The sequence below is a fragment of the Streptomyces sp. NPDC002680 genome (assembly GCF_042889145.1).
GTDB lineage: Bacteria > Actinomycetota > Actinomycetes > Streptomycetales > Streptomycetaceae > Streptomyces > Streptomyces adonidis.
This window is the reverse complement of sequence record NZ_JBIAQP010000023.1, coordinates 177652-190085: the sequence shown is the minus strand read 5'-3', so window position 1 is coordinate 190085 and position 12434 is coordinate 177652. Positions and strand designations below refer to the sequence as shown.

The following is a 12434-nucleotide window of genomic DNA, read 5'->3' as shown; positions in this document are numbered from 1 at the left end:
CACGCTGCTTCTGACGCTGCTTCGCGGCTTGAGATTCTTCCTTAACAAGGTCGAGTAGCCCCGATGGATCACTTCGGGTAATTGGACTGTTACGGCTGTACGCATACCCGTTAACCTGCAACGGATCCGAGATATCAATAATCGGATCCGCCGACAGGAACCGCCCCGCCCCCTGGTCGTACTCCCGAGCCCCAATATGCGTAAGCCCAGTACCAGCGTCATCGATCCCGACGCCCAGGTAACTCCGCTTGTTCGGCCAGCTCGCCGGCTTCGGGCCCCGCACCTCCCCGTACGGCTTGAACGCCCTCCGCGTCACCGGCTGGCCGACCGTCGTCACGTCCACCGTCGTGTTGGCCGTGCCCAGGTGATCGGCCAGCATCACGTTGCGCTTGTGGCCCGTGGTCGCGCCGTTGCTCGTCGAGCGGACCACCGTCGGAGCGCCGGGGTGGACGTACGCACGGGAGGCACGGACGACCGTGCCCGTCGCGTCCGTCGTCACCTCTGTTTCGCCCAGGTAAAGGGTCGAGCCCGACGGGGAGTTCTCCAGGAGGCGGTTGCCGTTCGCGTCGTAGACGTACTTCGTTGTCGTGCCGTCGTCCGTGATCGTCGCGGGCTTGTTCTCCTGGGTCCACGTCAGGTCCTGCGTCGTCGCCGACAGGTCGCGGACCGTCGTGTTGCCCACCGCGTCGTACTGGTAACTGCTGCCCTGGCCAGTCGGGTTGGACGTGATCCAGCCCAGCGTGTGCGGTTGCTTGCCCTCGCTGTTGCCGTAGCCGTACTTGAAGGTGACGTTCTTCGCCGCGTCCGCCGGGTCGTGTTCCGTCAGCGTCGCCCGGTTGCCCAGCCAGTCGAACGTGAATGACTGGCGGTATGCCGTCGCACCCGTCGAGACTGTCGAGGAGTCGGGGGCCGTCGCCGCCAGCGTGGTCGTCAGTGACGTGTCGGGGCTCGCCGTGTCCGACAACGTGTCCGGGGCGTCCGCCACCGGGCCCGACGAGGCCGCGTAGTCGGAGCGGTAGCCCCACGTCGTGCCGTTCGACGCCTTGCAGCTCTTGCCGTCGACGGGCGTGATGTTCGACGTCCAGGCATTCACCAACTCGCCCATCACGTCGTACGTGAAGCACTGCGTGTCCCAGGGCGGGGTCGCCGAACCGTCCGTCAGCTGGCGGGAGTTGGACGTGATCACCCCGGACTGGTCGTACGAGTAGTAGCTGTCCGTGATGCGGTGCGGGTCCGCCGTCTCGCGGTCCGCCACCGTGCGCTGGAGGCGGCCCGTGGACGGGTCGATGAAGTTCGTCGTCCAGACTCGGTAGGGCTGTACGCCTGACACCGTACGCAGGGGCTCGCCGTACGGGGAGTAGGTGACGTCCGACGTGTACCAGGTCAGGCCTGATGTCGATTCGGGCAGGCCGTCGCTGTTGTAGCGGGTGACCACCTTCTCCTTCGCCAGGCCGCCGATCGCCGGCAGGGTGACCGAGAGCGGCTTTCCGGTGGGCGTGTACGTGTATGCGTACGCGTACTTGCCCGAGAGGCCTGCGGTCATCGCGCCCGCCGCCGCGATCTCGGTCTCCGTGCCGGTCGGGCGGTACTCCGTGTCGTAGCCCGTGACCCGGTTCGTGTAGTCGCCTTGCGCCGTGTGCCGGACCGACGCGACCGGCTGGCCCAGCGCGCCCGGCAGGCTGTCGTACGAGAACGACTTCACCGGGTCCGCGGTCGCCGAGCCCTCGCGGACGTAGGTGACACGGCCGAGGTCGTCGTACTGCGTGAACGTCGTCCGGCCCTTCGCGTCCGTCACCTTGTTCGGGCGGTCCGCGTCGTCGTACCACGTGTCCGTCTTGCCGACGTCCGGGTCCGTGGTCGACTTCACCCGGCCCCGGGCGTCGTACACATACGTCCAGGTGTTGCCCGCCGGGTCCTTCACCTCGGTGCGGTAGCCGCGGGCGTCGTAGGTGTACGTCGTCGTGCGGCCCGCGTCCGTGCTGGCCGCGTCCTTGTAGTGGCGGATCGAGGTGACGCGGCCCAGGGCGTCCGTGTACGTGCGCGTCCGGGGGCTCGTCGAGCCGGCCGGGTTCACGTACGTGCTCGTGTCGCTGTACGTCGTGTACGTCGCGTACTTGTACTCGCCCGCGTGATACGTCGACTCACGGTACGGGCGTTCGAGGCCGTCGTAGCGGAACTTGACCTTGCTCGGGATCAGGGTCTCGGAGAGAGGAAGAAAAATCTTCGTCGTCGGCTCACCCTTCGCGAGATAAGCACCCTTCTGCTCATCGACCAGGCCGTGGTCGTCGTACGTCGTGTCGGTGACGATGCGGCCGGGGCCGTGCGCCTCCGACTGGGTCTGCACCTGGCGCAACAGGCCGTCGTAGAGAGTGACTTGCTTGCTGTAGGTGCCGTCGTCCTTGAGTGTGTTGGTGGTGACGGCGGCGGGGCGGGTCACACTCTTCGTCGCTATCGCCGACTGGTAGTCGATCACCACGTCCGGCTTGCCACCCGCTGGGCGCGACGGGGACCAGCCCTTCACCAGGCGGCCGAGGGCGTCGTACTCGCTGCGTGTGACGCGGTCGTTGGCGTCGGTGACCGTCAGGGCCAGGCTTCGGCCCGGGTCGAAGGTCGTCCTGACCGTGTGGCCCTTGGCGTTCGTCGTCTTCACGGCCGTGACCGGACCGCCCTCGTCGCCAGGTGTGTACTCGGTCGTCGTCGTGCCCGCCCCCGGCTTCATGACCGTACGGATGCGGCCCAGCGGGTCGTACGTCGTCGTCGCGGCGACCACGTCCACGGTTCCGGTGCCGTCGACGCCGGTGACAGTCGTCACCAGGCCCCTCGACGGGATCTCGATGTTGTCGCCCGTACTTCCGTCGTAGCTGTTGCGCACCGACTTGATGAGCTTGGTCGCCGGGTCCGCGGTCGCGTACCCCGCGCACGAAGTACCCGTGCTGCGCTGCGACTTGGGCAGGCCGATCAGCCATGTCGCAGGGTTGTGGACGTACGTCGTCACCGTGCACGTCTGGTCGGAGAGGGTCTCGGCAGTGCCGTTCGGCTTGACCACCGCCGTCTCCACCTGGATCGGCAGGCCGTAGGTGTCGTCCACGGATGTCAGCGTGCGGACGGCTCGCCAGCTCGTGTCGACGGTCTGGATGGCGTCCGTACGCCTGACTCCGCTGCGGTGGGCCAGCAGCGGCTCCATGTCCGTGGCGTCCTCCGCCTCCCTCGGGCGGGACGCCGTCTGCTTCGACCAGGGGAAGTTCAGGGTGCGGTTCTGGACCTTTCCGCCGGAGTCCAGGTAAGTGATCGTCTCTGCCGTCATGCCCGCGTACTGCCGGTCGTCGTCCGCGAGCAGGGTGAGCTCTTCCTTGGAGTCCTTGACCTGGCCCCCCACCCCCAGGAAATAGCGGGTCTTGGAGTACGACTGGGCCTGCAGGACACCGTTCCCGGGGGCGACGCTGCTGCCCTTCGTCACCGCGACGTCGCGGTAGCCGCGCCAGTCGCTGAACGTGCGCAGGGACGGGCGGGTGAACTCGTCGTCGCTCTTGGACCAGGCCGGGCCGTCGTACGCGTAGACCGTCTTGATGTCCTGGCCGTGCGAGGTGACCTTGTCCCGTTCCGTGACGGACTCGACGACGTACTTGTTGAACCACTCCTTCCCGGGGGTCTCCTCATCACCGTCTGGGGACCAGCGGACCGGGTAACACGTGCCGTTGCTGCGGCCGTTGTCCGTGGCCGGGGCGGTCCCGCAGCCGCCCGTGTACTCGACCTCGATGTCACCGCCGCTCTCCGTCGACACCGTGCCGATGCGGGGCCCTTCACAGAGTCGGAGGGAGCTCGGTTACGAAGACGGGATGTGTTTCGGCCCGCTGAGCAGTTTGTTCGCCCTCGCCCAACGGGCCGGGGTCCTACTGGGTGCGGGTTACCCTCGCGTGGTCGGTCACGAGGCGGCGGAAGAGATCGTGACCTGTCCGGCCGGTGTGGCGCAGTGCCCAGAGTTGGGCTGTGTCCTGCTCGTCCTGAGGACCGGACTCGGTCACGGCCGGAGGCGGCGCAGAACACTTCGAAGGTGACACCGGCGTCCGGAACGTGCGTGATCGTGTGCGGAACGTACTTCATGGTCGTGCGACTCATTCGGACACCTCGGCGGGGAGCACGATAGCTGGTCAAGCGTGGCCTTGCCGACTTCGCCGCCGCCGACCTCGACCACTTGGCCCGCGCCATGAAGCGCAAGCCCAGGAAGTGCTACAGGGCAGGCCGACATCAGCGACTTACCAAGCTACCCATCGATTGCTGCAGAAATTCACTAGAATAAGACTGCCTGTAGCTGCCATCCATAATCCCAACGGCCCTTGCTTCACCACTACCAATCAGCCTGATATCCCCTGCGGGGGTTTCGGCCGCACCAAACTCTCCAAAATCACGCCCCGGCCATACCGGGATGGGTGAGTGGTAAATTTCAGGTTCGACAGGGAAAGCTGCAAGCAGGCTTTCATCATGCCCGACTACTTCCCATGAGCCATTCAGAACCTGCGCGTCATCACTATAGACAGGGAATTGCCACGCAACAGAAAGTTGAGGATGTACGGACGCCAAGGAATCGAATTCCTCCCGGAAGATTCCGACTGCGACTCCGAATCTGTTTCGCGCCACCACAATCACTGCATACCAGATGCCGTCAGCGGGAATCGCTAGGATGTCGCCCACCTCAGGCTCAGTGGCACTCCCTGTCACTGCAATTGAGAGCCGAGAAACGTCTCCGCTCGATACATCCACAAGGTTCACCGCTTCGTCATTGATGAAGGGCAATAGGATGTCCACCAGATCGGATGGAGACACCGGTCTCCCACTCCTCTCATCAGACAAATCAGCAAGGATATCAGCCATGTCCGTAAACATCGAATCGCCCAGTTCGGGCACCCGGGAGCCTTCAGGGCCAGAGTAGACGGTTCCATCCGTCAGAGTAGCCTTGAACGCGAGAGGTGTGGAATAGACGCCGTCCCATGACCACTCCAAGAGCTGCAAGAATTCCTTCAATGACGGGGAACTACCCACCATTTCGGAGAATTCCAATAGGATTGCCGCCAGCTTGACGCTTACATCGTCACTACTCACGGGCATCCTCCATTCTTGAACGTTTCGTACGCCAAATATCCGGGCGCCTTCTTCGGATCCATGGGGTTCTGTCGATTTCCTCTATAGTTGTCGCCGTCCTCTCCAATGTAGGTGCCGAAGTAATCTGACATTCGCTGTTCAAGGAGGCGGGATTGACCGTAGGTCCTAGCGCCCGGATACACGTCCATTCTATCGCCGTTCGCAGGGTTGAACCGATTCCAGGTTCCGCTGTGGCGTCGTTGAACACTCGCCGGCGATTCGTTGGGGCCAAACATTCCGCTGTAGTAGACCACACTATTTCGGTCCACCAGTACATAGTTGCTGTACCCCTGGCGGTCATATTTATCAAGGTCAAAATCTGCCCCACCCGCGTTGTGAACGAGGACCGGAGTCTGCCCTGCAACCACATAGTACGTATGAAGGTCATCGACCGTCAGGTTGTACGTGCGAGCGTGCTTCGAGAACGGGCGGTTTGCGGTGACCGTGACGGTTGAGCCGTCCGGCTTGCGCAGGTGCATGCCTGCCGTGAGGTCGCGTGTCGCCACCCACTGGCCCAGTTCCGGGACCCAGAAGGGATGGTCGTGGGTGGCCGTGAGCTTCTCGATGCCGTTGTCCGTAGCGATGGACAGTTCGTTGAAGTATTTCTCGGCATCGGCGATGACGATCAGCCTGGTGACTTTCCTGGGACCAAACTCCCCGGTTTCAGGATCGGTAGCCTGAACCTCGTCGCCGACCTCGACGTCTTCGATGTCCTTCGTTGTGCCGTCGGCCATGAGGACGTCAGTACCGGCCAGGAAACAGCGCGGACACGGAGATCCCTTGGCGCCCTTACCACCCGTCATCCCGCGCGCCGCCGCCACCCCAGCCCCCACGTCCCCCAGAGACTGGCAAAGGCTCGATGCCTGACAAGGTGGACTGGGAAGATCCCTAACGTCGGACCAATTGTCGTAGTAGCTCTGCATGCTCTGGCAGGAGCTGGTCCACTGCAGTTCCATGCATTTTTCGCGGAAATACAGCTCGACATTCATCCAGTAGGGAATGTCTTCGCGATACGTTCCCCAGTTGGCCATCATATTGACGGTCGGCATGGGGTGATTTCGATTGAATTCCTTCAACACCTTGGCTGGCGGATACACGCTCTTGGTCGTGTCCGTGTCGCCAGGCGCGTTATAGCTCGTGCCGTCGTAGGTATCAGATCCCGGGTCGTTGTTCGGCTGGTAGTTTCCGTACGTTCCGTTACTTCCGGAACAGAAGTTATCGGGGCCGCAGCTTTCCAGGCCTGTAGGGTCCGAGCGGCTGATCGGGCTGTTGTTTGAGTACGCGTACCCGTTCATCTGGAGTGGGTCCGCGATGTCGATGATCGGGTCGGCGGAGATGAACCGCCCCGAGTTCTGGTCGTACTCCCGAGCCCCGATATGTGTGAGCCCGGTTGCCGAGTCGTTGATGCCGACGCCCAGGTAGCTCCGCTTGTTCGGCCAGTTCGCCGGCTTCGGACCACGCACCTCGCCATACGGCTTGAACGCCCGCCGCGTGACCGCCTGTCCGGTCGACAGCTCCACCGTCGTGTTCGCCGTGCCGAGATGGTCGGCCAGCATCACGTTCAGCTTGTGGCCGGTCGTCGCACCGTTGCTCGTCGAGCGGACCACCGTCGGGGCGCCGGGGTGGGCGTACGCACGGGACGCCCGTACGACCTCGCCGCTCGCATCCGTCGTCACCTCCGTCTCGCCCAGGTACAGGGTCGAGCCCGAGGGCGAGTTCTCCAGGAGACGGTTGCCGTTCGCGTCATAGACGTACGTCGTTGTCGTGCCGTCGTCCGTGATCGTGGCGAGCTTGTTCTCCTTCGTCCAGGTCAAGTCCTGGGTCGTCGCCGACAGGTCGCGGACCGTCGTGTTGCCCACCGCGTCGTACTGGTAACTGCTGCCCTGGCCCGTCGGGTTGGAGGCGATATAGCCCAGCGTGTGCGGCTGCTGTCCACCATCGTGGCCGTAGCCGTACTGGAAGGTGACGTTCTTGCTCGCGTCCGCCGCGTCGTGTTCCGTCAGCGTGGCCCGGTTGCCCAGCCAGTCGAAGGTGAACGACTGACGGTAGGACGCGCCGCCCGCGGCGACCGTGCCCTCGGCCGGAGCCGCCGCGCCCAGGGTCGAGGTCAGCGAGGCATCCGGGGCCGTCACGTCCGTCGACGCGTCCGGGGCATCCGCCACCGGGCCCGACGACAGCGCGTAGTCGTCACGCGGGCCCCAGGTCGTGCCGCCCGCCGACTTGCAGCCCACGCCCGTCGTGCCGTTGGGCTCGATGTTCGACGTCCAGGCGTTGACCAGTTCCCCTAGCGCGTCGTACGTGTAGCACTGCGTGTCCCACGTCTCGCCCGACGCATCCTGCAACAGGCGGGCGTTGGACGTGATCGTGCCGGAGGCGTCGTAGGAGTAGGCGGCGTCCGTGACGCGGTGCGGGCCGGCCGTTTCCCGGTCCGTGATGGTGCGCTGGAGGCGGCCGGTGTGCGGGTCGATGAAGTTCGTCGTCCACACCCGGACCGGCTGCGCACCCGACACCGTACGCAGCGGCTCGCCGTACGGCGAGTACGTCACGTCCGACGTGTACCAGGCCAGACCCGACGTCGACTCGGCCAGACCGTCACCGTTGTAACGGGTGACGACCTTCTCCTTCGGCAGCCCGCCGACCGCCGGCAGTGTCATCGACAGGGGCTTGCCTGTCGGCGAGTACGTGTACTCGTAGGCGTACGTACCGGACAGTCCCGCGGTCCTCGAATCGGCCGCCGGGATCACCGTCTTGCTGCTGGTCGGCCGGTACTCGGCGTCGTAGCCGGTGACTTCGTTGACGTAGTCGCCCTGCGAGGTGTGCCGGATGGAGGCGGTCGGCTGGCCGAGCGCCCCTTGCACGGAGTCATACGTGAACGTCTTGACCGGGGCGGGATCGGAACCCTCATAGACGTGCTCGACGCGGCCCAGCTCGTCGTACTCCGTACGCGTCGTCCTCGACTCCGCGTCCGTCACCTTGTTCGGCCGGTCGGCGGCGTCGTACCAGGTCTGTGTCGTGCCGACGTCCGGGTCCGTGGTGGACTTGACCCGGCCGCGGGCGTCGTACTCGTACACCCACGCGTTGCCCGCCGGGTCGGTGACGTTGCTGCGGTTGCCTCGGGCGTCGTACGAGTACGAAGTCGTGCGCGGCTGGGTGCCACTGGTCTTGGCGAAGTGCTGGACGGAGGTGACCCGGCCGAGCGCGTCGGTGAACGTCTTGTACACCGGTGCGGTCGATCCGGGCGGGTCGACGTACGTGCTGGTGTCACCGTACGACGTGTACGTCCCGTACTTGAAGTTGCCGTCGTGGTACGTCGACTGGCGGACCGGGCGCTCCAGCCCGTCGTAGCGCAGTTTGACCCAACTGGGAACCAGGGTCTTGGACTTGGGTGCGAAGAGTGCGGTGGCCGGTTCGCTCTTCGCAAGATAGGCACCCGTCTGCTCGTCGGGCAGGCCGTGGTCGTTGTAGGTGATGTCGGTGACGATGCGGCCGGGGCCGTATGCCTCCGACTGGGTCTGGACCTGCCGCATCAGACCGTCGTAGATCGTCACCTGACGGCTGTAGAAGCCGTCGTCCTTCAACGTACTGGTCGTGACCGCAGCGGGGCGTGTCGTCTCGGAGGTGGCGATCGCCGGCTGGTAGTCGATCTTCACGTCCGGCAACTGGTTGCCCGAAGAGTGAGACGGGGACCAGCCCTTCACCAGGCGGCCGAGCGAATCGTACTCGGAGCGCGTGACACGACTGTTGGCGTCAGTGACCGTCAAGGCCAGGCTCCGGCCCGGGTCGAAGGTCATCGTGGCGGCATGGCCCTTGGCGTTGATCGTCTTCACGGCGGTGACCGGGCCGCCCGCGTCGCCGGGTGTGTACTCGGTCCTCGTCGTGCCTGCCCCCGGCTTCGTGACCGAACGGACGCGGCCCAACGGGTCGTACGTCGTCGTCGCGGCGTCCACTTCGCCGGTACCGGTGCCGTCGACGCCGGTGACCGTCGTCACCAGGCCCTTCGACGGGATCTCGATGTCGGCCGTGCTTCCGTCGTAGCTGTTCCGCACCAACTTGATGAGCTTGGTCGCCGGGTCCGCCGCCCCGTACCCCGCGCACGAAGTACCTGTACTGCGCTGCGACTTGAGCAGGCCGATCAGCCATGCCGAGGGGTTGTGGACGTACGACGTCACCGTGCACGTCTGGTTGGACAGCGTCTCGCCGGTCCCGTTCGGCTTGACCACCGCCGTCTCCACCTGGACCGGCAGACCGTACGTGTCGTCCACCGACGTCAGCGTCCGCACCGCCTGCCAGTCCGTGCTGGTCGGCTGTGCCTTGTTCCCGACCGTCTGGATGGCGTCCGTGCGCCTGATGCCGCTGCGCTGGGCGAGCAGCGGGGTCATGTCCACGCCGGTCTCGGCCTCGCGGGGACGGGACGCGGTCTGCTTCGACCAGGGGTAGTTCAGGGTGCGCTTGAGAACCCGCTTGTCGGAACTCGCGTACGTGATGCTCTCCGCCGTCATCCCCGCGAACTGCCGCGCGTCGTCCGCAAGGAGCGTGTACGTGCCGGTGGAGTCCTTGACCTCTCCCCCGGTGCCCTGGAAGTACCTGGTCACCCCGTACGACTGGGACTGCGGATCCCCGATCTGGGAGGTCGACCTGCTTCCCTTGGTGACCGCTACCTGGCGGTAACCGCGCCAGTCGCTGAACGTCCGCAGTGCCGGACGCGTGAACTCATCGTCCGACTTCGACCAGGCCGGGTCCGTGTACGTGTACCGGGTGTGGACCGGCTTGCCGTGGGACGTGACCTTGTCCGTCTCGGTCACGGAGTGGACCACGTACTTGTTGAACCACGCCTTCGCGGGCGTCTTCTCGTCACCGTCCGGGGACCAACGCACTGGGTAACAGGTGCCGTTGTCCTTGCCCTTGTCCGTGGCCGGCTCGCTCCCGCAGCCGCCCTTGTACTCGACCTCGATGTCGCCGCCGGACTCCGTGGCAACCGTGCCGATGCGGGGCCGGGTGAAACCGGGACGCTGGTCGTTCGAGCCGCTGGAGACCAGGTTCGGAAGCTGGCGGTCCTTCAGACGGCCGCGCAGGGGCGAGGTCGAACCCACCGTGTACTGGGCGAAGCTGATGCCGGCCTCGGACTGGAGGGTGCCGGTGGTGTCGCCGGGGGCGAAGCCTCGGCGGGTGATCGAGTTGAGCCAGAGGCCGGGAGACGTGTCGTACCAGTCCTCCGGGAAGGACTGGTGAAGCTCGTACGTGTCCACCTTGCCCAGGCCGGTCTGGCTAGCACGGGCCGCCTTCGTCGTCACCGTGTCCAGGCGCAGCTGCGTCCAGAAGGACGGGAAGACGGGGCACAGCTTCGAGGTGGACTTGCAGTTGAGGTTGCCGGGGGTGTCCCACCAGGGGCGGTACGCACCCGGGTCGGCCGTCTTGGCGAAGTTGGCGGAGGTGCAGTCCGCCTCCGACTTGAGGCAGCGCTGCTTAACACCGAAGTCGACCGTCGCGGACGGCTTCGTCAGGTCGGCACGCATGCCGTACTCAATGGTCGTCGGGTAGGCGAAGCGGTCGTACTGCTCCGGTGCCGTGAACTTCTTCTTCACGGCGTAGTAGTTCGTCTCCTGGTTCCAGGTGACGACCATCGCGTTGCCGTGCACGTCGACGACCTTGTCCAGGCCCCAGCGCCAGGCCTGCTGCTTGCCCGCGCCGCAGCGGGAGTCGGCGAAGGCGGTGGCGTGGCAGGGCTCGGTGGGGTGGTTGCCGAAGACAGGGACGGTGGAGACGGAGTTGGTGTTCGCGTGGCCGCCGCCGACCGCGTTGAGGCCGTAGAAGTACTTCGTACCGTCCGTGGTCGTGACGATCCAGTACTCGCCGTTGTTGTCGCCGTTGCTGCCGCCGGTACGGCGCTCGACGCGGGTGCCGTCGTCCTGCATGGGACGGTAGATCTCAGTGTCGGTCTCGGGGGCGCTGCCCGAGGCCGCGTCCCGGACCAGTTCCGTGGTCTTGCCCATCAACGACATCACCGCGTTGTACGACACCCAGCACAGGTCGGACGTCTTGTCCTTCTTGGCCGTGTTGTTGGGCGTACCGGAGTTCAGCGTCTTGCGGTCGTCCTGGCAGGCGCGGTAGCGGCGCTCGATGTGGCCGGGGTCGAAGTCCCAGCCCTCGCCGATCCAGGAGGCCTGGGGCGAGGAGACCGCTGTACGGCCGTCCACCGTCTGGGAGTTGTAGGTGAAGGAGATGTTGGGCGCCGGGCCCGCGGGAGCCGCCGGGGTCGTCAGCGGGTACGACCAAGTGAACGCGCCCGAGGAACCTCCGGCCTCCCACTTGCCGTTGGAGGCGAGAGGCGTGGCCTTGAACGAACCTCCCGCGCCGCCGCCGGAGTCGACTGCCCCGATGACCGCGGTGTCGCCGCCGGTGGCAACCTGGGTCGCCGAAGTCCGGTAGGAAACCTGCGCTATTGACGGTCCGTCAGCTCTTGTGTCCTCAGCTGCGGCCTGGGTGACGGTGCCGTCCGCCGCTGTGTCGACCGTGGCCGTGATGGACTGTGCCTTCGTGTCGTTGGCCGTGTCCAGTTCCTCGTACTCCTGGCACGCCTCGACGTCCGGTGTCGTCAGGTAGCACTCGGGGAACTGCACGAAGCGCAGGCGGGAGGCCCAGTCGGCGCCGTAGAGGTTCCTGAACTTGGTGTAGTCGAGCTTGACCGAGAGCGGGACAGAACCGGTCGCCGGGGCCTGGACGGTGACGATGGCACCGTCCACGCCTTGGGAGACGGCCGCGGTGCGGTCGAAGACCTTGACCTGCCAAGTTCCGGTTGGCGCCGCCTGATCGGGCGCCTGCCCGAGGCTGACGGGCAGGTCCTCGACTGGCGCCAGGTCGATCTGTTGGGCAGTCGTGCCCACGCGTGCAGCGGCCGCGGTGCCGGTCGCCGCCGCGCCGAAGTCGACCACCCCGGTGTCGCCGGGCGGTGCCGCCGCAGTGCCTGTCGGCGCCTGCTCCAGGTCCTCGGGGATTTCGACCTTCAGGGTCTCCAGATCCCGTTCGAAGACCTTGCCCGTGACGGGCTCCTCCTCTTCGAGTGTCTCCAGCTCCAGCGTTTCGCGGCCTTCTGGTGCGACGGTCGGGTCAGGTGGCACCGCCAGCGACTGGGTGGGCAGAAGACCCACGAGCAGAATTGCTCCGATGGCGGGTACGACGACCGCGCGCAACCGGCGTGCACGGCGACGACGGGAAGGCGAAAGACGACCGAACACGACGAGATCCCCCCGGACCACGTGAAGCGGGACCAGGATGCGGACCACGCGTGATGGCGTAACAGA

The 12434-nt window shown here is 65.7% G+C and carries 2 protein-coding genes and 1 pseudogene; all 3 read right to left on the bottom strand.

Annotation, left to right across the window (positions count from 1 at the left end; all coding sequences use genetic code 11):
* Window positions 1–55 precede the first annotated feature (55 nt).
* Window positions 56–3796: pseudogene (locus ACFYXF_RS44125) on the bottom strand (RHS repeat-associated core domain-containing protein); the annotation flags it as partial.
* 449 nt (window positions 3797–4245) lie between these two features.
* Window positions 4246–5097, bottom strand: a complete 852-nt coding sequence (locus ACFYXF_RS44120) for a hypothetical protein (RefSeq protein ID WP_389358532.1) — start codon at window positions 5095–5097, stop codon at window positions 4246–4248.
* Window positions 5094–12281, bottom strand: a complete 7188-nt coding sequence (locus tag ACFYXF_RS44115) for a polymorphic toxin-type HINT domain-containing protein (RefSeq protein ID WP_389358530.1) — start codon at window positions 12279–12281, stop codon at window positions 5094–5096. The genes ACFYXF_RS44120 and ACFYXF_RS44115 overlap by 4 nt, the downstream gene beginning before the upstream one ends.
* Window positions 12282–12434 lie beyond the last annotated feature (153 nt).